The sequence below is a fragment of the Maritimibacter sp. DP1N21-5 genome (assembly GCF_019218295.1).
Classification (GTDB): domain Bacteria; phylum Pseudomonadota; class Alphaproteobacteria; order Rhodobacterales; family Rhodobacteraceae; genus Maritimibacter.
On record NZ_JAHUZF010000006.1, the window covers coordinates 1 to 23893 of the forward strand.

The 23893-nt window shown below is 58.5% G+C and carries 20 protein-coding genes; 18 read left to right on the forward strand and 2 right to left on the reverse strand.

The features are described from left to right. The first annotated feature begins 380 nt into the window (after positions 1–380). The 18 genes from KJP29_RS07590 to KJP29_RS07675 all read left to right on the forward strand — a co-directional run bounded on the left by KJP29_RS07590 (position 381) and on the right by KJP29_RS07675 (position 22035). Positions 381–1130, forward strand: coding sequence for a hypothetical protein (locus tag KJP29_RS07590; RefSeq protein ID WP_218462994.1), 750 nt, complete (start codon positions 381–383; stop codon positions 1128–1130). A gap of 199 nt (positions 1131–1329) precedes the next feature. Continuing rightward, entirely contained in the window at positions 1330–6534 is a 5205-nt protein-coding gene (locus tag KJP29_RS07595; RefSeq protein ID WP_218462995.1) for an ATP-binding protein, read from the forward strand. A 198-nt stretch (positions 6535–6732) separates the two neighbouring features. Continuing rightward, positions 6733–7224 (forward strand): twin-arginine translocation pathway signal, encoded by a 492-nt coding sequence (locus tag KJP29_RS07600; protein WP_218462996.1) that lies wholly within the window; start codon positions 6733–6735, stop codon positions 7222–7224. Between the two features lie 6 nt (positions 7225–7230). Next, positions 7231–7851: a ferric reductase-like transmembrane domain-containing protein gene (locus KJP29_RS07605; RefSeq protein ID WP_255553505.1), complete on the forward strand. Its 621-nt coding sequence runs from the start codon at positions 7231–7233 to the stop codon at positions 7849–7851. 167 nt (positions 7852–8018) lie between these two features. Continuing rightward, positions 8019–8792, forward strand: coding sequence for a 23S rRNA (adenine(2030)-N(6))-methyltransferase RlmJ (gene rlmJ, locus KJP29_RS07610; protein WP_218462998.1), 774 nt, complete (start codon positions 8019–8021; stop codon positions 8790–8792). 5 nt (positions 8793–8797) lie between these two features. Then, positions 8798–9232, forward strand: coding sequence for a TerB family tellurite resistance protein (locus KJP29_RS07615; RefSeq protein WP_218462999.1), 435 nt, complete (start codon positions 8798–8800; stop codon positions 9230–9232). A gap of 24 nt (positions 9233–9256) precedes the next feature. Next, on the forward strand, positions 9257–9691 hold the full coding sequence (locus KJP29_RS07620; protein ID WP_218463000.1) for a TerB family tellurite resistance protein: 435 nt from the start codon (positions 9257–9259) through the stop codon (positions 9689–9691). Further along, on the forward strand, positions 9688–10425 hold the full coding sequence (locus tag KJP29_RS07625; RefSeq protein WP_218463001.1) for a phosphate/phosphite/phosphonate ABC transporter substrate-binding protein: 738 nt from the start codon (positions 9688–9690) through the stop codon (positions 10423–10425). The genes KJP29_RS07620 and KJP29_RS07625 overlap by 4 nt, the downstream gene beginning before the upstream one ends. A 125-nt stretch (positions 10426–10550) precedes the next feature. Beyond that, positions 10551–11324: an ABC transporter ATP-binding protein gene (locus KJP29_RS07630; protein ID WP_218463002.1), complete on the forward strand. Its 774-nt coding sequence runs from the start codon at positions 10551–10553 to the stop codon at positions 11322–11324. Between the two features lie 27 nt (positions 11325–11351). After that, complete coding sequence (locus KJP29_RS07635) at positions 11352–12074, forward strand: transporter substrate-binding domain-containing protein (protein WP_218463003.1); 723 nt, start codon at positions 11352–11354, stop codon at positions 12072–12074. A gap of 51 nt (positions 12075–12125) precedes the next feature. After that, the gene (locus KJP29_RS07640; RefSeq protein WP_218463004.1) at positions 12126–13010 is read left to right on the forward strand and encodes an ABC transporter permease; all 885 of its coding nucleotides are present in this window, start codon (positions 12126–12128) and stop codon (positions 13008–13010) included. After that, a complete protein-coding gene (locus tag KJP29_RS07645; protein WP_218463005.1) occupies positions 13010–13816 on the forward strand; it encodes an ABC transporter permease in 807 nt (268 codons plus the stop codon). Before KJP29_RS07640 ends, KJP29_RS07645 begins: the two co-directional genes overlap by 1 nt. Positions 13817–13868: 52 nt before the next feature. Beyond that, the gene (locus tag KJP29_RS07650) at positions 13869–15203 is read left to right on the forward strand and encodes a glutamine synthetase family protein (RefSeq protein WP_218463006.1); all 1335 of its coding nucleotides are present in this window, start codon (positions 13869–13871) and stop codon (positions 15201–15203) included. Positions 15204–15242: 39 nt separating this feature from the next. Further along, positions 15243–15932: a type 1 glutamine amidotransferase gene (locus tag KJP29_RS07655; RefSeq protein ID WP_218463007.1), complete on the forward strand. Its 690-nt coding sequence runs from the start codon at positions 15243–15245 to the stop codon at positions 15930–15932. Further along, the gene (locus tag KJP29_RS07660) at positions 15925–17286 is read left to right on the forward strand and encodes a glutamine synthetase family protein (protein WP_218463008.1); all 1362 of its coding nucleotides are present in this window, start codon (positions 15925–15927) and stop codon (positions 17284–17286) included. Before KJP29_RS07655 ends, KJP29_RS07660 begins: the two co-directional genes overlap by 8 nt. A gap of 46 nt (positions 17287–17332) precedes the next feature. Further along, positions 17333–18631 carry an FAD-binding oxidoreductase gene (locus KJP29_RS07665; RefSeq protein WP_218463009.1) on the forward strand — a complete coding sequence of 433 codons (1299 nt, stop codon included), beginning with the start codon at positions 17333–17335 and terminating at the stop codon, positions 18629–18631. A gap of 89 nt (positions 18632–18720) precedes the next feature. Further along, a complete protein-coding gene (locus KJP29_RS07670; RefSeq protein WP_218463010.1) occupies positions 18721–19899 on the forward strand; it encodes a DegT/DnrJ/EryC1/StrS aminotransferase family protein in 1179 nt (392 codons plus the stop codon). Positions 19900–20424: 525 nt separating this feature from the next. Then, the gene (locus KJP29_RS07675) at positions 20425–22035 is read left to right on the forward strand and encodes a calcium-binding protein (RefSeq protein WP_218463011.1); all 1611 of its coding nucleotides are present in this window, start codon (positions 20425–20427) and stop codon (positions 22033–22035) included. A 253-nt stretch (positions 22036–22288) separates the two neighbouring features. Here the strand turns inward: KJP29_RS07675 and phaR are convergent, their stop codons facing one another. Beyond that, positions 22289–22846 (reverse strand): polyhydroxyalkanoate synthesis repressor PhaR, encoded by a 558-nt coding sequence (gene phaR, locus KJP29_RS07680; RefSeq protein ID WP_218463012.1) that lies wholly within the window; start codon positions 22844–22846, stop codon positions 22289–22291. Between the two features lie 125 nt (positions 22847–22971). Next, the gene (locus KJP29_RS07685; protein ID WP_218463013.1) at positions 22972–23862 is read right to left on the reverse strand and encodes an epimerase; all 891 of its coding nucleotides are present in this window, start codon (positions 23860–23862) and stop codon (positions 22972–22974) included. Positions 23863–23893 lie beyond the last annotated feature (31 nt).

Consider the following 23893-nt stretch of genomic DNA (forward strand, 5'->3'; position numbering starts at 1 on the left):
GCAGCGATGTCCCACGAGGCATCACCCAGACTGCGAAGAGAAGCGTGACCCGGATGAGTGACAACGGTCCCAAACAAAGAAGGAAAACGAGCTTGACCCAAATGCCCAATTAGAGAAGCGGACATAAAGAAATCCTGCCAGCTTGCTTGAAATATGATTGAGCACGCAACATATCACTATCGAGTGAAGCGAGGAGGTCCTCGCAGGCGCCTGATAAGCGTCATGTGCCCGAAAGGGCATCCGGTTCGAGCCCGGTGCTCCCCGCCAAAGCCCGCTCTTCAGAGTGGGCTTTTATTTTTTTGTCTCAAACCCGAGCCAATGCGCACGAAAGATGCTGTAGCATCGGTATTGCCGTGAAATTTTTCAAGGAATCAAACTAGATGGAAGTCTTCTATTTCAAAGGCCGCGTAGTCCCTGACCACGTACCGCTCACAGTGAACTACACTCCAAAATTCGAGCGGAAGCCAAGTGTGGAAACAGAACCCGAATCTGTCATCGAAGTCTCGATTCTTGAGGGCGGGTTCCAAGTTAAAGTTGAGGTCGAGCAGTATACCGACGACAAAGCACTAGCGCTTTTCCAAGCGGCCTGGGACGCAGCTCAACGCTTGGCGAATGCGGCAGGATTTATCAGTGCTATCCCTTATCAGATTGTTGTCGATTTTGTCGTGAGGCCAGACGGCTCCGTTAAAGCACTTGCACTTGGTGATGCTTATCTGAGATCACTTGGTACTTTCACCGATGACGACATCGAGACCATCGCTGATCTTATGATTGCAGATCATGCATTTGGCGAAGCGGTAGCAGATCTTCTATCGATGCTCAGCAAGACCCACTACGCTCCGATCAGCTATGGTAGAGTTGCGGAAAGCATCGCGCGACTCATAGCTCCAAATGAAAAGCAAGGTGCCATGTGGGCTAAAGCGCGGAGCGAACTCAGGGTCAGCGAAGGTTATTTGAGAGCGCTGACGGAGGCATCAACTGATCCAAGACACGGAAATCGGACACCAGTTAGTGCGGCAACCAATCGGAAACTAAGTCAAATGGCATGGCTTCTAGTTCATCGCTATGTCCACTATCGTTTACGTGAAGGCAATCTACCAAAGGCTGAGTTTCCCGAGCTGTCTGGATAAGTCTATTCTAGTTTTCCTCATCTTTTGTAGCAATCGTAGCCCATAACCGACCTCCACTAGATGATTGAAGCACTACGTTGCGGCCCGCCTTTCTGGACATTGCGTTCGCAATACCGGGCAATCTGACAAATTCATGTTTTTGCTCCACTCGAGTCCGAGTATGATAGGGCCATTCGAGCAAAAAAAATGTGGAAAATTAATGACCGCAAGTCCCGAGGCAACAGGTGGCGTTGGCTACACCTTTGAAGATTCGGTAGTGGCTTCATATCTGACCAGCCTACTTGTTGAAGGCGGAGCGCGAGGGATCTCTGAAGCGATTACTGACGGCGTCCTTCTCCAGCGCGCGGCGCTTGGCGAGCCACTGGACGACATTATTGTGGAGGGGTCGGATCGATACGGCCAACCTTCCAAACTGGCTCTACAAGTGAAGCAAAGCCCAACGCTGAGTTCTGCTGAAACGAATACCGACTTTCGAGACGTTATTTCGGCTAGCTGGCGAGAATTCAAGAAAGACGGCTTCAGAATAGGTCGGGACCGTGTCGGACTAGCTGCTGCTAATATCGCCCAGTCCACACTCCGGGCAGCCCGCTCTACGCTTGAATGGGCTCGTACATCCAAGTCGGCAGACGATTTTTTTAGGCGGCTCGAAACCGAGAATTTCGCAAGCGACGCACAAAGAAGGTTCGTGAGCGATGTCCAAGCTTTGCTCCCAGCAGACGCGCAAGATGAGGAAAATTCGTGGCAGTTTCTAAGGCGTTTTGTCATCCTCGTCTTTGACACGCTTTCAGAAGGAGCGTCAGGTTCGTTCGAGGCGATTGAACGTCTGAGGAATGCGCTACCAACTGGAGAGCGTCATCGTGCCGAAGAGCTTTGGGTACGACTTTCCCAGATATCACGACAAGCGTCCGGCGCAGCAGGTAGCTTTTCAAGGGCAACATTGGTTGAGCAGCTTTCGGGAGTGTTTGATCTTTCTTCTCTTCCAAGCATGCGCAGCGATCTGGTTAAGGTAGCAGAAGAAACAAGACACGCTCTTCAAGGTATCCGAATGGATATCTCTGGGCTGATTGTCCCGCGGAACAGTATTCTCGAAAAGATTAACGAAATTGATGACGGAAAGCGATTTATCCAATTAGCGGGCGAGGCCGGTTCGGGAAAGTCCGCGGTGTTACGCGCGCTGGCCGAAGAGCACGCCAGGCACGGTTTCGCTCTAGTTCTGACCGACAAGCGTCTCGTCGGCCCCGGCTGGCCCTCACTGGCCAAGCACTTGCGCCTAGAAGCGGAACGACTTGCTGACCTCCTTTTTGAGCTAGCCACACTTGGAAAACCAACTCTCTTCATCGACGGGATAGATCGCCTAGGAAATGAGACCCGTCAAACAATCTTGGATATCGTAACTATTCTTCTCGATGATCCAAGGCTTGCGGACTGGCGCGTTGTGGCATCTACCCGGTCGTCACACCTCGAGGACTTGAGAATATGGCTACCTCCTCAACTTGTTGAGGAGGGCCAAGCACACATCGTCGAGATCGATGGATTTGATGATAGTGAGGCTGGCATCCTTGCCGAGCGGTTTCCAGCGATGCACGAAGTCCTGTTCGCCGAGGGTCAAGAAAAGGAATTTGCAAGGCGCCCTTTCTTTGCTCAGGTTTTGGCACAGCGTTCAGTGGGCACTGATGGAGCACCGGACAAATTTTCCGAGATTTCGCTGGCGCAGGTTTGGTTGGAAGGAGCGCAGGCTCTACAAGATAAAGCTTCTTCAATTGAACGCCGCCAAGCGATGGGTGAGCTAGCCGCGAGATGTGCTCAAGCAACCAATAGAAGCGCCGCAGTAGAAGGCATTTCCGCTCAAGCTCTGACGGAACTAGTACAAGAACGAGCGATAGCGGAGGTTGCGGGTAGCGGACGATATTCCTTTACCCACGACATATTTCTTGAATGGGCGATGTTCGGTTTGTGCCGCCAAAATGGTCCAGATTGGCCGAGCACCCTCACCGCCGCTGGAGACAGGCCAGGAATGATCCGGGTAGTGGAGCTACTGTCACAGTTTGAATTCGAGACCGGACACAACTGGTCAGAAACTCAATTGGCACTGGAGCAGCAGGAAGCGTGGCGTCATTGGAGCAGGGTTTGGCTCCTTGCACCATTTTCCTCGCCAGCGTTCTTTGACCGTAAAGACACGATTTCAGAATTCTTGAGGGAAGACCACCGGCTTATCAGGCTCCTTTCTTCTTTCCGCGCTCACAAAACTATCGAAAACCTTCTAGTCGTTCATGGCGCTCTTGAACTCGGCGAGAAAACTAAGTTTGAAAAATTCAGACTAGCTGACTTCTTGTCTTGGCCCCGCCCTGTTCGGAATTGGAGGCGATTGCTGATCTGGTTGCTTTCGCTTGATTGGAACGAGGCAACGGCCGAGGACATTGTTGACACGTTCGAAGTATGGCTGAACCTGTTTCAAGATTATCCCGACAAGATCAAAGATCGTTTTGCTGAACGAGTCGATCAGATATTGACTGAATGGGATGCCTACGACTATAGGGAACGGAGCAAAAAGATCACTCCATTAGGGTTTCGTAAGGATGGTTTCGGTCGCAAACTTCGACAGGCTTTCCTAAGATCCTCGCTCACTAACACGGACCTGCTAACTCGTAGGCTTCAAGCGTGGACAAGCGAACGAATTGACGACAAGATCCAAACCAGCGTCTTTGCATGGAGCGTGCGCCTTGCCAGTGTTGTCCCTGAAGCCCTAGCCGACTTTTCCTTCCAAGCGTTTATCGACCCATTACCATCAGAGTCAGCCAAGAGGTCGCGGGGGCAGATGATCGGTTGGTCGCCCCATATGAATGATTGGGATTCTCCGGGAATTTGCGACTATTCGCGCCACTGCCATCCAGCCTCGCCTATTCAGCAACCATTCGCAGCCCTTTTCGAGCACGCGCCTCAAGAAGGTCTTCGTTTAGTTCGCAAGCTGCTCAGCCGGACCGTTGTCGCGTGGAGAGAGCTTCCCCAATACGACTATCGTAACCGAGAAATTCCGGTTTCATTTAGTGTGGAGTTCCCTTGGGGATCCCAAACGTTTTGGGGCGGACGAAGGATTTATGGTTGGTATCGGGGTCTGTTTTCTTGCGACATCCTCGGGTCGGCACTCATGGCGCTGGAAGATTGGGCGTTCTCCGAGCTCGAAGCCGGACGTGACGTTGATGAGATCGTAGAGGAGCTTGTTACCGGACACGAAAGCGTGGCCACGCTGGGCATCGCTTTGGGAGTCTTGTTGGACAAGGATGCGCTGTCACCGGCGGCAGCCGCTCTGGTAGGCTGCCAGCACATCTGGGCCATGGACGAGTACCGCTGGCAACATGACGTCCAAGGCCTTCATTCAAACGAAATCGGAGCGAGCTTCGGCTTGTCTAACGATACAACTCACCTTGAAGCACTGAAACGCCTCAACTCGCGGCCTTCCCGGAAGAAGAACATCAGATGGCTCGCGACAGCATTCATACTCACAGCTAACGACCAACGCGAAAAGGTGGCGGAAAAGCTTACTAGCTTTCCAAATGAGCTACCCTTCACCCACGAAGGCCAAGAAGATGACGATAAGCTAGTCGCATATTTTCTGCATCGAGCCGAGGAGTGGGCCGCGATGGCAGACCTGTCGAACTATGCTCAGGTGGAAACCGATGATGGGAAAGTCGGCGTTGCATTTCAGCCGTCAGACGAACGAGTGCAACAAGCTGAAGAAGCAGGTGAGCGGCTAGCCCATTGGAACGAAGGCTTCCAACTGCTGAACCAATGTGAGTCTTGGTTTGAGGGCGGCAAAATTGATGATCAGACGCGAGAGGAAATTGTAGCGCTCGCACGCCAGGTCGAAAACGAGGACCTGTTCAAATCTGGTTTTGATGCCGGAGACCCCGGCAGCCGCCGCGCTGGCGGAGTAGCAGCCGTGTCAGCAGCGATTCTGAGTTTGAAGCCCGATCTTCCACGTGATCAAGTGGAATGGGCCGAAAGCGTTGCATTTCGCGCCGCCAGTACTGTTCCGGCAAACGATGAGTTTTTTCACGCTGATGCTCCTTCCGACGACAGACCCGAAACGTTTGCATCGAAGGGATTGACGGCGATAGTCAAGAATGGCGGACCATTAGCAGGTTCAGCACAGGAAGAACTGGTTCGGTTGTGCTTTCATCCCTACAAGGGCGTGCAGTTGGCTGCGTTGGCAAATGCCGCATCATGTTGGCGAGAACACAAGGGCTTCGCTGACAAGTGCACAGCACTCGCTTTCAAGCTGACGACTCTCGAACTGGATCGTGGTTCACCTGATTGGTACCGACGACGCGATGAGAGAGAAAACAGTCTGGCGTCCGAAAAACAACGGCTGTTTGAGGCAACTATACGAGCTCTAGCTTCTGGCGAAGGAAAAGGGCTGTCTGAGACGTATGCCGAAATCGAGCCGGAACACTTAGATCAATGGCGGGTCAAGGATTTCGCGTCGGTGTTGTCGATCATCCCGAAAGACAGGTTCAACGAAGATCATGCTTTTCGTGACGACCTAATAGCTCTTCTGCATAGCTTCGTTGAAAAGCTCACTGCGGCAATTGGCGCAGCTGACGAAGCCGAGCACCGTTCAGGTTCAAGGCTAAGTTTGGAGTTTTCCAGTTGCATTTGGGACTTGGCAGCGCTGTGCGAGAAATTGCCAATTCAAAGTATTCGTAGTGCAATCATACCTATCCTGTCTCAGTTGCCCCATGAGCCGAAGAGCGAAGCTCTCTCGACTTTCGCAAATGCGTACTCCTGCATGCGACTTCTGGATTCACCGACAGTTCCAGCGGGCATTGTTGATGTTTTTCTCGACATCTTTGAGGCAGTCGCAGATGACCCGGATTGGAAGCGTCCGGAGTGGCGGGAGGACTATGGACTTCCCGAGCAGCTTCACAAATTGGTTCGTATCGCAATGGGGGCAAATTGGGATCGGCCAGCAATGGGTGCGGCCCGCTTCGCTAACAATGATTGGTCCGATGCAAAGCTACTGGACCCATTGATTGATTGGATGCTCGAAAGATTTGGCCATCTACCGCAGGTCATGCAAGCATTCTTGCTCCATGTTGAAAGGTCATTCGATCACCGCAGCAGCGAATTCCTCGCTTCGAGGTTGGGAGGCATCGCGCCCGCAGTTTGGCAGTCTAGAGGGTTTTGGTCCGGGGGAAGAACTGCGCAACTCGCCGGTCTATTTCAATCCTTTGCCGAACGAGACGCCCCATTGCAGTCTGATGTCCACGTTCAGTTCTTGGAGATTCTCGATCACTTGACTGAACTTGGGGATCGTCGCGCAGCAGCACTTCAAATGAGCTCGCTGTTTGACCGGCCACGTTTCAGCAATCCGCCACAGGTCTTACAAATCGAAACTTCGCCGTGAGGCCAGATCATAACTTCGTGTCCAAGGTCCGCTTTAAAGGGCTATGGCTTGCCCGTTTGCAACCGCAGCGAAGGTCCGCTTCGTCCGCACAGCGGACCTTTCCAAATCGCGCGCAGGCATCACGACCGCGTGACGCCGCTTTATCCGTCGTGTTACCCTCTTACCTCAAAGGCAACCGCCAACTGAGGAGACATGAACATGACCACCTCACTGCCCCGCCGCACCGTTCTTGCCACCGGCTCCGCCGCCCTGCTCACCACCGGTCTTACGCTCCCTGCCCGCGCCCAGGGGATCGCCCCCACGCCCACAATGCGGGGCGGCGCCAACAATTACCGCCCCGGCGCGCCCATCATGGACCGCATCGGGGGTGGCGGCTTCCTGATGACAGGCACCGTTCTGCGCGCAGGTGACGGGGCACCCATTCCCAACGCACGCATCCAGATGTGGGCCCACACGACCGAAGGGCACGAGCGCGACGAACGCAGCCATGGCGCCACGCTCACGGACGCGCAGGGCCGCTTCCAGATGGACATGCCCCAAATCGTGCCCGCCTTCGGCCAGCCACACGGCCACCTCGCCTATGATGCAGACTACGACGACAACGGGTTCGAGACGGTGTTCCTGCGCCCGATCATGGCCAGCGCCTCCGACACAACGCTTGATGTGCAATTCGTGCTGGTCCCGGCCTGATCCTTGTTGCGCGCCACTCTGATCTGGGCGGCGCTCGGCGTTGCACTTCTGGCCCCGATCACGGCAGCAGCGTTCAGCCCGCTTCTGCAATGGCGCGAGGGGATCTACATCGCCTCCGGCTTTGCCGGTATCCTCGGCATGGCGCTTTTGCTCCTGCAACCCTTGCTCGCGGCAGGTGACCTGCCCGGTCTGTCCCCTACGCGCAGCCGCCGCATCCACCGCATTACGGGCGCGCTACTTGTCCTTGCCGTTGTGGGCCACGTCGCCGGGCTCTGGATCACCAGCCCGCCCGATGTGATCGACGTGCTGCTCTTTCGCTCTCCTACACCCTTTGCCATCTGGGGCGTGATCGCCATGTGGGCCGTCTTCGCCGCAGCTCTGATCGCCGCCCTGCGCAAACGCCTGCCCCTGCGCCCAACATCATGGCGCCGCCTGCACGCAGCGCTGGTGGTCACGGTAGCGGGCGGGACGGTTGCGCACGCCTTGCTGATCCAGGGCACGATGGAGCCGTTCACCAAATACGCCCTGAGCATCTGTGTTGGTCTGGCGGCCCTGCGCATCGCGTTTATCGGCGGCATGATCCCGCGTTTACCCTTTGGCAACGCGTCGCAGCGCACGCACCGTTAAACACGGATTTTGTGCCGGACCGGTGTACGGGGGGTGTACAGAGGGTGCACGCCCGGTGCATCGCCCATATCCCTTGTTTTACGGGCGTTAACCCCCGATTCTCCACCAATCAGGAAAACAGCCCGTTAACCGTTGCGCGTACGGTGGTCGCCGGGCCATAAGCGCCCATGCTCAGCTACCAGCACATCTATCACGCCGGAAACCTCGCCGACGTCCACAAGCACAGCCTGCTCGCCTGGATGCTCGCCTACCTCACGCGCAAGGACAAACCGGTCAGCTACATCGAGACGCATGGCGGGCGTGCGCTCTATGATCTGGGGGCAGACGAAGCGCTGAAAACGGGCGAAGCTGCGCAGGGGATCGCGCGGGCGCGGGACTGGTTTGCGCCTGACCATCCTTACATCAAGTGCCTGACGCAAACCTCTGGCTTACATGGACAAAATGCATACCCCGGTTCACCTCTGTTCGCCACCCAAATCCTGCGCGACACTGACAGCCTGACCATCGCAGAACTGCACCCGGCCGAACACAACGCCCTCGAATTGGCGCTGCCCACGGCCAAGGTTCACCGCGCCGACGGCTTTGCAATGGCGCACTCGATCCTACCGCCCACGCCGCGGCGGGGTCTGATGCTGATCGACCCCAGCTACGAGATCAAGGACGACTACCAAACGATCCCCGGGCATATCCGAAAATACGCACGCGCCTGGAATGTGGGCATCATTGTGCTGTGGTACCCGATTCTGACATCAGGCGCGCACAACAACATGCTGAAATCACTTGAGAAAGACCACCATGATGCCCTCAGGCACGAGGTCCGCTTTCCCCCCGCAAGACCGGGGCATGGCATGGTGGGATCCGGCCTATTCGTGATCCGACCGCCCTTCGGTCTTGCCGAAGAAGCCGCAATTCTGAAAACTCATTTCGACCAGCTGAAGTGACCAAAATGTTCGAACGCCTATTCCCCAAAAGACCCAAAGAAACCGCGCCCTTGCCGGAGCCAACACCGCAACTGGCCCTGGGCGCGCTGCTGGTGCGTGTGGCGATGGCCGATCGGGAGTATCAGGCCCCCGAAGTCGCCGCCATCGACAAGATCCTCGCTGCGACCTTCAACCTAAAGCCGCTTGAAGCCGCCAAGCTGCGTGCCACGTGCGAGGCATTGGAACGACATGCGCCCGGCACACCAGAGTACACGGATATCCTCAGGGAAACAGTAGCTTACGAGGATCGACGCGGCCTCGCCGTGGCGATGTGGCAGGTGCTTCTGGCCGATGGTGACCATGCCCGGATCGAAGAGGATGTGCTGCACCAGATCGAAGCCGCCCTTGCCATTACACCCGAAGACAGCGCCGCCATCCGAACGCAAGCGCTTGGCGACTAACGTATAGCGGCATATATCGCTCCCATGTTCCAAGACCTGCTCAAACGGCTGATCCAGCCCGAACCCGCCCAACTTCCCGATGCTGACGCTCGACTGGCCCTCACGGCTTTGCTGGTGCGCGTGGCCCGGTCCGACAATGACTATTCCGGCGACGAACGGGTGCTGATCGACCAGATCGCGCAGGATCGCTACAGGCTTTCTGCAAGCGATGCCATAGCGTTACGCACCGAAGCTGAAGCCATGGAAGCCGAAGCCCCCGACACCGTGCGCTTCACCCGCGCGATCAAGGACGCCGTCCCGTACGAAGAGCGTCTGGCCGTGATCGAAGCGCTCTGGAAGGTGGTTCTGGCCGACGGGCAACGGGCACAGGAAGAGGATGCGCTTTTGCGGCTCGTCACCAACCTGCTGGGCATCACCGACCAGGACAGCGCCAAGGCACGCCAGCGCGTCAGCGGATGATCGCATCGCTCGGCATGTACGACATGCCGCACCTCCAACGCGCCCATGACCGGCTATGGGCTGGCATCCGCACTGCCCTTGGATATGGCCCCGACCACCTCACTCGGGGTGGTGATCCATGGGCGGAATGGCAATCCCCCGACCTGCTTCTGGCCCAGACCTGTGGCCTGCCGTATCGGGCACGGTTGCATGACAAGGTCACACTCGTCGGCACGCCGGATTATGACCTGCCGGATTGTCCATCGGGGTATTACTTCAGCTACCTGATCCGACGGCGCGACGACCCTCGGCCCTTGAGAGAGCTTTCGAAACAAGGGGTTATGGCCTACAACGAACCGCTATCACAATCCGGTTGGGCCGCTCCGGTGGCGCATTTGGCCGCGCGTGGGCTAAGACCGAAGCGGATCAAACAAACCGGGTCCCACTTGGGAAGCATTAATAGTGTGCTGTTAAAAACAGCAGATTACGCAGCCATCGACGCCGTAACAATGCTCCTCTGGGGCGCTCACGATATGGATGCGGTTGCTTATCTCGAAGCTTTCGACACGACCGAACCAACACCGGCACTGCCCTATATCACCGCACTGGATCGCGATCCCGCACCAATTGCGGATGCCGTACGCTCAGCCATCGCTGCAATGCCACACGAGGACCGGTGCGATCTGCGCCTCAAGGGGATGGTCGACATCCCGGCATCCGAGTACCTCGCCCTGCCCATTCCGCCCACGCCCTGATCAATCCGGCCTCTCCCCACGTCAATTTGCGCAAAACGCAGGCAAAACGTCCCTTTTGCCCGTGGACAAGGCACATCTTTTCCTCCCTTATACCGGCTGATCGAAACAGACGTAGCTGCCCACACGTGTCCGACACCGCCGTTATCGAAATCCGCAACCTACACAAAGCCTATGGCACGCTCGAGGTGCTGAAAGGCGTGGATATTCGGGCGAAACGCGGTGACGTGGTGTCGCTGATCGGGTCATCCGGATCGGGCAAATCAACACTTCTACGCTGCTGCAACCTGCTGGAAGACAGCCAGCAGGGCGAGGTTCTGTTCAAGGGCGAACCGGTCACCTGGAAAGGCAGCGATCACGCCCGCCGCCCCGCCGACGCAAAGCAGGTTCTGCGTATCCGCACGAACCTGTCCATGGTGTTCCAGCAGTTCAACCTGTGGGCCCACATGACGATCCTGCAAAACGTGATGGAAGCGCCCGTGACCGTCCTGCGCCGCGACCCGGCAGAGGTCGAGCAGGCCGCCCGCAAATACCTGGACAAGGTGGGCATTGGCGACAAATGCGACGTCTATCCGGCCCAATTGTCCGGTGGCCAGCAGCAACGTGCGGCGATTGCGCGGGCACTTTGCATGGAGCCGGAAGCGCTGCTGTTTGACGAACCAACCAGTGCCCTGGACCCTGAACTGGAACAGGAAGTTGTCAAGGTGATCAAGGACTTGGCCGCCGAAGGGCGCACCATGCTGATTGTCACGCATGATATGAAACTGGCCCATGACGTGAGCGACCATGTCGTATTCCTGCATCAGGGCCTGATCGAAGAACAAGGGGCGCCCGACGATCTGTTCGGCGCGCCCAAATCGGAACGTCTGCGCGGGTTTCTGTCTGCAACCCACGCCGCGTAAATCAACACACCAACGGGAGTATCACTCATGAAATCCATCCTTCTTTCGACGGTTGCGGTCGCGGTGACCGCCACGTTCGCCCTGGCCGACGGTCACTCGGTCGTGCGCATGGGCACCGAGGGCGCCTACCCTCCCTACAACTTCATCAACGACGCCGGTGAAGTGGACGGGTTCGAGCGTGAGCTGGGCGACGAACTGTGCGCGCGCGCCGAACTGACCTGCGAATGGGTCACCAACGAATGGGACAGCATCATCCCCAACCTGGTGTCCGGCAACTATGACACGATCATCGCGGGCATGAGCATCACGGACGAGCGTGACGAGGTTATCGACTTCACTCAGAACTACACCCTGCCCGACCCGTCGGCCTATGTCGCCATGTCGGCAGATGTTGATCTGGAAGGCGGCGTACTGGCTGCGCAAGCCAATACGATCCAGGCGGCTTTCATCGCCGAAACCGGCGCGACACTGGTCGAATTTGCGACACCCGAGGAAACGATCGCTGCCGTCAAAAACGGTGAAGCCGACGCGGTTCTGGCCGACAAAGCATTCCTGACACCCATCGCCGACGAAGACGCCGACCTGATGATGCTCGACAAGGAAGAGCTGATCGGCGGCGGCATCGGTCTGGGCCTGCGTGAAAGCGACACCGAGCTGAAAGAGAAGTTCGACGCGGCCATCACCTCGATGAAGGAAGACGGCTCGCTGAACGAACTGATCGCCAAATGGGAAATCGGCGACGGTTTCTAAAGACCATTTAGCAGGGCGGAGGACACCTCCGCCCTCCTTTTTCTGGCGTTCATGTTTTCCTTCTGTACCGATCCAAGCACCCTGCCCGACTGGCAGTGGATGGCGTGCTACCTGACAACGGGCAAGCACATGTCGATCTATTGGTCGGTGCTGACTGTCTTTTTACTGTTGGCCATCACTGCGCCCGCGGCCCTGGCCTTTGGTTTTGCCGGAGCCTCGGCGGCTCGATCGCGTATTGCGCCAGTGTCCTGGCTCGGGCGCGGCTACATCGCGATTGTACGGGGCGTGCCCGATATCGCGTTTTTCCTGTTTTTCGTGATCGCGCTTGACCAGGCCATTGAATATCTGCGCCACCGCGCACTTTGCCCCGACTGGACCGACCCCATCCGCCAAGGCAACGATTTTGTGGTCTGTGCGGCGGCCAAGATGCCCCTGGGCAATGCCCCGCAATGGATGCACGAAACTTACGGCTTTGGCCTTGCCGTTTTAACCTTCGCCATCGTGTTCGGCGCCTTCGCAGCCAATGTGCTCTACGGCGCCATGCGCGCCGTGCCCAAGGCGCAGCTCGAGACGGCAGAAGCCTATGGCATGACCACGCGCCAGACCTTCTGGCGGGTGATGGTGCCCCAGATGTGGGTTTTTGCCCTGCCGGGCCTGTCAAACCTGTGGATGGTACTGATCAAGGCGACACCCCTTCTGTTTCTTTTGGGTGTCGAAGACATCGTGTATTGGGCGCGCGAATTGGGCGGGACCAAGACCTCGCGCTTTACGGAGTACCCACATGGCGACTGGCGCATGTGGTACTTTCTCGCGCTGCTGATCTTCTACCTGATGTTCACCCGCGCGTCCGAGATCGTCCTCGACAGGTTGATGGTGCGCCTGACGCATGGACAAGCGACGACAGGCGGTGAAGCACAGCGAAAGGCCGCCGCTTGATGTCCTGCGCCCAGACCATCATGGACTACGGCCTGCGCTCCATCGGGATTGGCGAACGGCTCCTGCCGCGCGATGACTTCACGCTGTGCCAGCAGTTCACCCTGATCGGCTCTGGCATGATCTGGAACATCTATTTTGGCCTGCTCGCACTGGCTTTCGGCTTTGTCCTGGCCACGGCGGTCGCCATGGGCAAGAACGCGCAGTCGAAGCTGATCCGCAAGCCATCGGAATGGTTCATTTTCATCTTCCGAGGCTCGCCGCTCTTTATCCAGTTCTTCTTTGCCTACTTCCTGTTCCTGCAGCTCAAGGGCGTGCACCCCTTCTTTCATCCCTTCTCGGCCGCATGGCTGGGCGCGCTGATTGTCCTGTTCCTGAACACCGCCGCTTACTCAGCCGAGATTTTCTACGGCGCGTTGCAATCCATCCCCAAGGGCGAGGTCGAGGCCGCCGATGCCTACGGCTTATCCGGCTGGCCCCGCTTCAAGCGCGTCGTCTGGCCCACGATGCTGCGGCTGGGCTGGCCGGCCTATACGAACGAAGCCATCTTTCTGTTTCACGCCACGACACTGGTGTATTTCTCCGGCTTTCCGGCGTGGCAACAGCGGGGCGATGCGCTCTACTACGCGAATTACTTTGCAGACAAGACGTTCAACCCGTTTGTACCCTATCCCATCCTTGCAGGATATTTCATCCTGCTGACGTTGATCATCATTGGCATCTTTGGCCTGGTGAACCGTCGCCTGAACCGCCATTTGCCAGCCAACACGCGCCAGAAGATGAAGCTGCGCATGAACCTGATCCGGTGAAGGATTTTGTGCCTCCGGCGGGCATACTTGTCGGAACAATGAAAGACGCGTGATGCACGATTGGCTTACAGACAACCCTGAAATCCGCGCGATCCGCGTGGCTGCTGCCGATCTGAACGGGGTGGCGCGGGGCAAACGGATGCCGGTGCGCTTTGCCGACAAGGTGGCGCGAGATGGCACGCGCTTTCCCATGTCCGTCCTGAACCTCGACATCTGGGGCGAGGATATCGAGGACAGTCCGTTGGTCCTTGCCTCGGGCGACCGCGACGGCGTCCTGCGTCCGACCGAGCGTGGTTTCGTACCGATGCCGTGGCTGAACACACCCACCGGGCTGCTGCCGATCTGGATGTATCACGAAGATGGCCGCCCCTTCATGGGCGATCCGCGCCATGCCCTGGCCGACGTGCAAAAACGTTTCACAGACACGGGCTTGACCCCCGTTGTTGCAGTGGAGCTTGAGTTCTTCCTGATTGACGACGCAGGCAGCCGGTTGCGCGTGCCGCCGTCGCCGCGCTCAGGCAAACGGCGCGTGGCGGGCGAGATTCTGTCGATGCGCACCCTCGATGCCTTCGACGATTTCTTTACCGAGCTCTACGATGCTTGCGAGGCAATGGACGTCCCCGCCGACACCGCCATTTCCGAAAGCGGTCTGGGCCAGTTCGAAATCAACCTGATGCACCAGCCCGACGCGCTGAAAGCGGCAGATGACGCGTGGCTGTTCAAGATTCTGGTCAAGGGACTGGCGCGCAAGCACGGGTTCGCCGCATCCTTCATGGCCAAGCCCTACCCCGACTATGCCGGCAACGGTCTGCACATGCACTTTTCGGTGTTGGATGCGGATGGCAACAACATCTTTGACGACGGCACGGACGCGGGCAGCGATGCCCTGCGCCACGCCATTCAGGGATGTCTAGCCGCCATGCCCGGCTCCATGCTGGTTTTTGCACCGCATGCCAATTCCTATGCCCGCCTCGTGCCCGGCGCCCACGCGCCCACGGGTATCGCCTGGGCCTATGAGAACCGAACGGCGGCGATCCGCGTGCCTTCCGGCCCCACCGCAGCGCGGCGCATCGAACACCGCCTTGCCGGGGGCGACGTGAACCCGTACCTGTCCATTGCCGCGGTCCTCGGCGCCGCACTGAACGGGATCGAGGATGCCACCGAGCCACAAGCGCCGATCACCGGCAACGCTTACGCGCAGGACCTGCCGCAGGTGCCGGGCACGTGGGACAGCGCGATAACCGCTTTTGAAAACAGTCCCGAGATCGCGCGCATTTTCGACGCCGAACTGATCCGCAACATGCTCATGACCAAGCGGCAGGAGGCAAAGCACATGGCCGACCTCAGCCCCGAGGAACAGACCGAAATCTACCTCGACAGCGTCTGAGCAGCACACTATCTTCGCCGCGCAACCATCGGGTGATCCATGAAAATCGGCATTCTGCAAACCGGCCACGCGCCCGACGAAGTGTTGGGCAGCTTGGGCGACTACGACGCCATGTTCGCGCGCCTCCTGGACGGGCACGGCTTTGAGTTCCAAACCTTCAATGTCGTGGATATGGAGTTTCCCGACGGGCCGAACGCCTGCGATGGCTGGCTTGTGACGGGGTCGAAACATGGCGCGTACGAAGATCATCCGTTCATTCCACCGCTCGAAGACCTGATCCGCGCCATTCACGCCTCAGGCCGCCCCATGATCGGGGTCTGTTTCGGCCATCAGATCATAGCGCAGGCCATGGGGGGCAAGGTGGTCAAGTTTGATGGCGGTTGGTCTGTGGGACGGCGCGAATATGCATACAAGGGCGAAACATTGGCCGTGAATGCATGGCATCAGGATCAGGTTGTCGAATTGCCCCCGGCTGCAGAGGTCATTGGGTCCAACGACTTTTGCGAATATGCTGCACTTGTCTATGGTGACCGCATCTGGACCGTTCAGCCGCATCCCGAATTCGGGGCCGACATGATCGACGCCCTGACCAAATATCGTGCCCCGGGTGTGGTCCCTGACCCGCTGATTGAAACAGCCCGCGCGCAGCTCGACACGCCAACACAGCGCAACAGGATCGCCGAAGACATGGCGGCTTTCCTCAAACAGGGGGCCTGCGTCGATGTCTGAACACTGGACAGCCGGATTGCCCGAAGCGGCGCAGCTATACCTCGAAGGCAAACGGCTGGACGAGGTTGAATGCATCATCGCCGACCTGCCCGGCATCGCACGGGGCAAGGCGGTGCCCGCCAGCAAGTTCGCGCGCCAGGACTATTTCCACCTGCCGGACAGCATCTTCTACCAGACCATCACCGGCGATTGGGGAGAAGCCGCGGACGAGGACGGCTTTATCGAAAAGGACATGATCCTGAAGCCGGACATGTCCACCGCCACCGCCGCCCCGTGGACCGGCGACTGGACGCTTCAGGTGATCCACGACGCCTATGACCGCAAGGGCAACCCTGTGCCCTTCTCCCCGCGCAACGTGCTGAAACGGGTTGTTCAGCTGTACAAGGACAGGGGTTGGAAACCTGTTGTGGCGCCCGAGATGGAGTTCTTCCTGATCGCACGCAACCTCGATCCGGCGCAAGAGATCGAGCCGATGGTGGGCCGGTCCGGACGCCCGGCCGCCGCGCGGCAGGCATATTCGATGACGGCCGTGGACGAGTTTGGCCCGGTGATCGACGACATCTACGATTTCGCCGAAGCGCAAGGGTTCGAGATCGACGGCATCACGCAGGAAGGCGGCGCAGGCCAGCTTGAGATCAACCTGCGCCACGGCGATCCGGTCAAGCTCGCGGACGAGGTGTTCTATTTCAAGCGTCTGATCCGCGAGGCGGCGCTACGCCACGATTGCTTTGCCACCTTCATGGCCAAACCCATCGCGAGCGAGCCCGGAAGTGCCATGCACATCCATCACTCGATCATCGACATGGAGACCGGCCAGAACCTGTTTGTCGGCCCGCAGGAAGGCGACACCGACGCGTTCTTTCACTTCATAGCGGGCTTGCAGACCCACCTGCCCTCTGCCCTTGCCGTTATGGCCCCTTTCGTCAACAGCTACCGCCGCTACGTGAAGGACCATGCCGCCCCGATTAACCTGGCCTGGGGCCGCGACAACCGCACCACCGGCATCCGCATCCCCCTGTCTGAACCGCAGGCGCGACGGGTTGAGAACCGCATCGCAGGGATGGACTGCAACCCTTACTTGGGTATCGCAGCGTCACTGGCCTGCGGCTATCTGGGCCTAGTTCAGGAAAAGCGGCCCTCGGCTCAGTTCCGGGGCGATGCCTACGAGGGGGATGGCGACATCCCTCGTGTTCTGGGCTCTGCTCTCGATCTCTTTGATCAGGCGACCGATCTGCACGAGGTGTTGGGAGAAGAGTTCGCCCGCGTCTATTCCATCGTGAAACGGGCCGAGTATGACGAGTTCCTGCAGGTTATTTCCCCATGGGAGCGCGAGCATTTGCTGCTGAACGTCTAGGCGGCAACCCGGCCCTTCGGGGAGGATTTTTTGGAAACAGGGAAGCATGGACCTTCTGACCGCCAATGATCAGCCCGGCGCGTATCCGGACAGTTGGTATGCGGCCACTGCTGACATTCCGGATGTACGCGCGCCATTGCAGGGGCCAATGCAGGCCGATGTCTGCGTCGTGGGCGCAGGTTACACCGGATTGTCCGCCGCCCTGCATCTGGCACAAGCCGGGCGGCGCGTTGTCGTGCTCGAGGCGCAGCGCGTTGGCTTTGGTGCCTCGGGGCGCAATGGCGGGCAGCTCGGGACCGGGCAGCGGGTCGAACAGCCGTATCTGGAGCAGATGCTGGGAAAGGCGGATGCCCGTAAGCTGTGGGATCTGGGCCTTGAGGCAACCGATCTGGTCCGGCATCTGATCGATGCCCATGGGATCGACTGTATGTATCGTCCCGGTGTGGCATGGACCGCCGAGAGTGACGCGGACGTTGTTGACCTGCATGCCTATGCAGACCACATGGACCGACACTACGACCACCCGCTGGAGGTGCTGGACCGGGACGGGTTTCACGCCATCTGTCCGTCGCCTGCCTATCGCGGCGGTGTGATTGACCCGATGTCAGGACACCTTCATCCACTGCGCTTTGCCCTGGGCCTGGCGCGCGCGGCGGAAGATGCGGGTGTTACGATCTGCGAGCGCAGCACGGTAACGCGCATGACCGAAGGCGCAAAGGTCACGGTCGAGAGCGACGCAGGTAAAGTTACCGCAGACCACGTCATCCTCGCGTGCAATGGCTATCTGGGCACCTTGAACAGGCGCGTCGCCGCCCGCGTGATGCCGATCAACAACTTCATCGCCGCCACCGCGCCACTGGAGGAAACTGCACGCGTGCTTACGCGCGACATCGCCGTGGCCGATGATCGGTTCGTGATCAACTATTTCCGGCTCAGCCATGACAACCGGCTGCTGTTTGGCGGCGGCGAAAGCTATGGCTACCGCTTCCCGTCCGACATCGCGGCAAAGGTGCGCGCGCCCATGTCCGAGATTTTTCCCCACCTCGCAGATGTGCCCATCGACTACGCATGGGGCGGGACGCTGGCGATCACGATGAAACGCCTGCCCTATCTCGCACGGCTGGCGCCCAATGTGCTGAGCGCTTCGGGCTATTCAGGGCACGGCGTCGGGACGGCAACCCATGCCGGTATGTTGATGGCGCAGGCCATTCAGGGTCAATCGGATGGGTTCGACGCCATGGCGGCTATTCCGTCCATCCCGTTTCCGGGTGGCCCGCGCCTGCGCACGCCGCTCCTGATGCTTGCGATGACCTGGTACAGCCTGCGCGACAGGCTGGGAATCTGACCTCAATCCCGCCTTCGCGTCACAAAATCGTTTCCTTTTGCGCCTATCGGATTTAGAAAACCAAAAACCGAGCATAAGGATTCTGAAATATGGCCCTGCCCGATATGCACTCCGCCGAACCCATCCCCGCCGCTGCCCGAGCCGAGATTGACCGGCTCCTGACCTCCGGCGATCTCTTCCGCTACACCGCAGCGCAGGATGCGCCGGTCTCCCTGCTTGAAGCCGAGTTCGCCGAGATGATGGGCAGCAAGTTCGCGCTGGCCGTGTCCTCCTGCTCGGCCGCGCTGTTCCTGTCGCTCAAAGCGCTGGACCTGCCCCGCGATGCGCGCGTCCTGATCCCGGGCTTTACATTTGCTGCCGTACCCTCGTCCGTTCTGCACGCCGACTGCCTGCCGGTGCTTTGCGAAGTGCGCGATGACTACCGTATAGACATCGACGACTTCGTGGCCAAGCTGCCCACGGTGCAGGCCGTCATCATCAGCCACATGCGCGGCCACACCTCGGACATGGACGCGATCATGACCCTGTGCCGCGCGGCCCAAGTCCCGGTGATCGAGGATGCGGCACATTCGCTGGGCACGCTGTGGAACGGGCAGAAGATTGGCACCATCGGCGCCATCGGCTGCTTTTCCTTCCAGTCCTACAAGATGATCAACGCAGGCGAAGGCGGCATCATGATCACCGATGACGCCGATCTGGTGGCGCGCGCGATCATCATGTCCGGCGCGTACGAGCACAACTGGAAGAAACACCCAGTGCTGCAGGACGCCTTTGCAAAACATCAGAACAAATGGCCGCTCTACAATCTGCGCATGTCGAACCTGAGCGCGGCTGTCATACGCCCGCAGTTGCCACACCTCGCGCAACGGGTCGAGGATGGGCGGCGCAACCACGACCACGTGGCAAACTTGTTGGAGGACAGCCCATACATCCACGTGCCCGCCCCCCTGCCAGGTGAGTTGCGTGCGCCGGATTCAATCCAGTTCAATCTGGTCAATGTCACCGACAATCAGGTCGCGGCCTTTGTGGAAGCTGCAGCACAGACCGGTGTCAAAGTTCAGGTCTTCGGCGCCAGCACGGACAATGCACGCGCCTTCTGGAACTGGCAGTTCATACCAGATCTGCCTGAACTGCCGCAAACACGGGCGATGCTGATGCGGGCTTGTGACGTGCGCCTGCCTGTGCATCTTTCCGCTGACACACTCGACGCAGTGGCAGATGCGCTGCTCTTGGCCATTGCCTCAGCCACGGAACAGCGCGCAGCTTAAAGGCCACTGCCTGCAACAACCTCCAACACCCGGCGCGCAGGTCTGGGTGTTGAGCCCCATCGTCCGTTTCAAGTGGTGGCGCATGCCTGCCGTAACGTCATGCGCAAACAAGCGCCCAGACGCGGGCGAATTCGCGCTCACACCCCCAGCGCCGAATAAAATCCCGCATTCCAACCTATGCGGTGCCTTGCTACTGCTGCGTGTGTCGGCTGCGGTCGGCAAACTATTAGCGCGAAATATATTTTAGTAAGTTTTCCACGCCCGTCGGGGCACGCATGTTTGCGTGTCGCCATCACCAAGGGCACAGCGCCAGTTCGGTCGGGCTCATTCTTGCTTCGATCGAAGGCGGTGCACGGACGCACATCATAATTCAGACCAACCACTGTTTCAGTCTGCACTGAGCACGTTCGTGCTGCGCAAGCTTACATGTTTCCGCTTTGAAGACGTCCAGGCGATCAAACCGTCTTGGGCATTTTGACCCCATCCGGCGCGACAAAGGCACCGGATATAAATCAGGAGCAATAGATGAGTATCAAATTTCTCGAATCCACCAACGAAGGGCTGTTTTTCGAAGCCGATCCTGGCCCGTACGTGATCGATCAAGATGTCAGGATTTCCAACCAGCTCGGCGATCTTCCGGCAGCCTTGACAGTTGAATCGGCTCTCAATTTGAGTATCACGAATTTCGGCGTCATCGACGGGGTTGGCACCGGCATCAGTGCCTCTGTGTCGGACGGCATCATATACAACGAAGGCGGTGATATCGAAGGCACCGACATCGGTATCAATATGGTCGGTTCAGACAATTTGATCCTGAACTCGAAACCTGCAGATATTTCGGGCAACACCGGAATAAAGTCTGTTGGCTCAAACAACACCATTCTGAATTCGGGGAGCATTTCCGGCAATTTCGATGACGGAGTTGGCATATATGATGAGGGTGAAAACAACCTGATCGTGAACAACGGGTTCATTCGGGCCAAAACAGGTATTGTTGTTGCGTCGGATAATGTCGAAATTATCAACAATTTGAGCATCAATGGCGGTGTAACGGACGGCGTTGGCATTGAGTTCGCGGCAGGTGCCGTTGGCGGTATTGTACGAAACAATGACATAATATCTGGCGGTAACCTCATCGACTCAATCGCGATCAAGGGAAACGACACCGGTCAAACGGTCATCAATAACGGCCTCATCATTGGCGATGTCCTTCTCGAAGGTGGCGATGACCTGTTTGATGCACGCAATAGCGAAACACGCAATCCTATCACACCCGATGTTGTCCACGGCGGCAGCGGAAACGACACCCTGCTGGGCGGTGATTCCAATGAACGGCTCTCTGGTGATGATGGTGACGACGTACTGGACGGCGGCGCGGGCAATGATCTCCTCTTCGGCGGTGCCGGGGATGATATGATCTCTGGCGGTTCCGGCTTTGATCGTGTCTTTGCTGGCGATGGAGACGACAGCGTGGATGGTGGCGGCGCCAACGATCTCTTGTTCGGTGGCGCTGGCAACGACGTGATGAGAGGCGGCGGCGGCGGCGACAGACTCGACGGTGACGCCGGCAACGACACCTTGATAGGTGAAAATGGCGACGACAGGCTCAACGGCGGCGCGGGCAATGATGAGCTCGACGGCGGCAATGGCAACGACACATTGCGAGGTGGCGCAGACGACGACAAACTCGACGGAGGTTCTGGCAAAGACAGGCTGTCCGGTTCAACCGGTAGCGATACCCTTGATGGCGGTGCGGGCGACGATCAACTGTTCGGCGGCGCGGGCAACGACATCATCACCGGCGGTACCGGTCGCGACGTGCTGAACGGCGGCGACGGCGAGGATATCTTTGTTTTCAACAGTGTCGCTGACAGTGCTGTGGCCTTTGGCGAGACTGATGTGATTGCGGATTTCGAAAAGGGCCAGGACAAGATCGACATCGCCGATCTTGGCGACGCTGGGGCGCTCCAACTGGTCGATAACTTTACAGGATCCTCAACCGCCGAGTTCCGCATCGTCACAATTGATGGCAAAGCGTCGCAAGTTCTTGTCGACGTCGACGGAGACGGCGTGGCAGACACCGGTTTTCTGGTTCGCGGCACAACTGATCTGAGTATCGAAGACTTCATTCTGTAAAGTCACAAGCGCACGAACCCAGCGTTTACGAACGCTGGGCTTTCTCGTCGCCACCGTAGGCGGCCAGGTCGCATCGTCTTCGAAGCGACACTGGTTTGTCGGCTTCGCGTCACGAACCGTTTGGATGATGGTTTCCTGTTTCTCGGTCAGGCCACGTATCGCAGCCATGCCATGCCGACACTCGCATTCATGGCGTTACCTTGTTCATCAAGCAGGTGGCGACGCAAAAGCGAACGGCTGAACGAAATATCCTTCAGGACAATTTCGACAGCTTGTCCTGCAACTCGGCAAGCTGCTTTTTGATGGCGTCCAGATCCTCACCGTCATCCTTGTCTTCGGCTTCCGGTGCGGGGCCCGACGATCCCCAAGCGGTTCCGAGCCCGCCCGTCATCGCCTTCATGAAGGCTTCCTGCTGGGCCTGCATCATCTCGAACCCCGGCATCTTGGCCATGGGGTTCATGGCGTTCATGTTCTCCATCACCTTGCTTTGCCCATCACGCAACATCTCGAACGACGCTTGCAGGAATTGCGGCACTACGGACGCCCCACCGCCCATGTAGCTGCGCACCAGATCGTTCAGCACGTCGACCGGCAGGACGCTCTCGCCACGGCTTTCATGCTCCGCGATGATCTGCAGCAAATACTGCCGTGTCAGGTCATCGCCGGTCTTGAGGTCCACGATCTGAACCTCGCGCCCATCCCGGATAAAACCCGAAATGTCCTCCAGCGTGACATAGTCGCTGGTCTCCGTGTTGTAGAGCCGTCGGCTGGCATACCGCTTGATCAACAAGGGTGCTGGTTTTTCTGTCACGTGCCTGATCTCCCCGATGCCGCGTGCTGCAACGCAGCTTAGGCGGGGTGTGGACAAAAAGAAAGGGTGTGTGCAGATGCGGCAAATCAGGCTGTTTGTTGCATCTCACCATACGCTTTCGTTTGCTAGGAGAGTGATGTAGCGATGGCATCCCGAACCGGTGTCTCGCGAAACTCCGGCAGCGCCGCGCGCAGCTTTGCACCGTCAACCTGATGCGGCCGGTGCCAGATATACTGCATCTCGACCACCTCGCGCATCAATGGCGACCACAGGCCCATCACGCCCACCGCCCACCAAGGCAAGCGCGATACACGCATTGGCTTGTCCATGACATCTTCCACCAGCGCGATCAGGTCATGGCCGGTCAGGGCATAGCCACCGAAACCGAACTCTTCAAACCCGTCGAACTCAAGCCGCCGCTCCGCCAAAGCCACCATGGCCCGAGCCATATCCGGCAGATAAGCCCAGGCGTGAACAAGGTGGCGCGGACCGGGATAGGTCAGCTTGCCCTGCCCCGCCTTGGGCGCGATATAGCTTTCAAACCAGTTGCCCGACGCCTTGGTGTCCAGAAAATCACCGCCCCGCAGCACGATGGTCCGCACCCCGCTGTCCCGATAAGCCTCCTCCATACGGATTCGGATCTTGCCCTTTCGGGTTTCCGCCCCCCATGGGGTGTCTTCGGTCAGCATCGGGGGCATGTCGCGCCCGTAATTGTAGATGTTGCCCGGTATCATCACGGTGGCATCCGCCGCACGCGCCGCCACAATGACGGCCTCCGTCACCCGCGGCACGGTGTCGGCCCAGTGATGGTAAAGCGGATTGACCGCGTTGACGATCACCTGATGGCCCGCGCAAGCCGACACCACGGCGGCGGTCTCCGTGGCATCGACGTCCACGCAGCCTTCTCCGCTCAATCCGCGCCCGGCACGAGTGACCCGCCACCCGGCCTCGGCAAAGGCATCCGCGGCCGCGCGTCCGAACCGGCCTTTCACGCCCAAAACAATCACTGACGACATGGAACAGATCTCCTTAAAACGCTTGATCTGC

Coding starts and splice junctions, on each gene's coding strand:
- KJP29_RS07590 (WP_218462994.1), top strand. CDS start 381: ATGGAAGTCTTCTATTTCAAAGGCCGCGTAGTCCCTGACCACGTACCG.
- KJP29_RS07595 (WP_218462995.1), top strand. CDS start 1,330: ATGACCGCAAGTCCCGAGGCAACAGGTGGCGTTGGCTACACCTTTGAA.
- KJP29_RS07600 (WP_218462996.1), top strand. CDS start 6,733: ATGACCACCTCACTGCCCCGCCGCACCGTTCTTGCCACCGGCTCCGCC.
- rlmJ (WP_218462998.1), top strand. CDS start 8,019: ATGCTCAGCTACCAGCACATCTATCACGCCGGAAACCTCGCCGACGTC.
- KJP29_RS07615 (WP_218462999.1), top strand. CDS start 8,798: ATGTTCGAACGCCTATTCCCCAAAAGACCCAAAGAAACCGCGCCCTTG.
- KJP29_RS07620 (WP_218463000.1), top strand. CDS start 9,257: ATGTTCCAAGACCTGCTCAAACGGCTGATCCAGCCCGAACCCGCCCAA.
- KJP29_RS07625 (WP_218463001.1), top strand. CDS start 9,688: ATGATCGCATCGCTCGGCATGTACGACATGCCGCACCTCCAACGCGCC.
- KJP29_RS07635 (WP_218463003.1), top strand. CDS start 11,352: ATGAAATCCATCCTTCTTTCGACGGTTGCGGTCGCGGTGACCGCCACG.
- KJP29_RS07640 (WP_218463004.1), top strand. CDS start 12,126: ATGTTTTCCTTCTGTACCGATCCAAGCACCCTGCCCGACTGGCAGTGG.
- KJP29_RS07645 (WP_218463005.1), top strand. CDS start 13,010: ATGTCCTGCGCCCAGACCATCATGGACTACGGCCTGCGCTCCATCGGG.
- KJP29_RS07650 (WP_218463006.1), top strand. CDS start 13,869: ATGCACGATTGGCTTACAGACAACCCTGAAATCCGCGCGATCCGCGTG.
- KJP29_RS07655 (WP_218463007.1), top strand. CDS start 15,243: ATGAAAATCGGCATTCTGCAAACCGGCCACGCGCCCGACGAAGTGTTG.
- KJP29_RS07660 (WP_218463008.1), top strand. CDS start 15,925: ATGTCTGAACACTGGACAGCCGGATTGCCCGAAGCGGCGCAGCTATAC.
- KJP29_RS07665 (WP_218463009.1), top strand. CDS start 17,333: ATGGACCTTCTGACCGCCAATGATCAGCCCGGCGCGTATCCGGACAGT.
- KJP29_RS07670 (WP_218463010.1), top strand. CDS start 18,721: ATGGCCCTGCCCGATATGCACTCCGCCGAACCCATCCCCGCCGCTGCC.
- KJP29_RS07675 (WP_218463011.1), top strand. CDS start 20,425: ATGAGTATCAAATTTCTCGAATCCACCAACGAAGGGCTGTTTTTCGAA.
- KJP29_RS07685 (WP_218463013.1), bottom strand. CDS start 23,862: ATGTCGTCAGTGATTGTTTTGGGCGTGAAAGGCCGGTTCGGACGCGCG.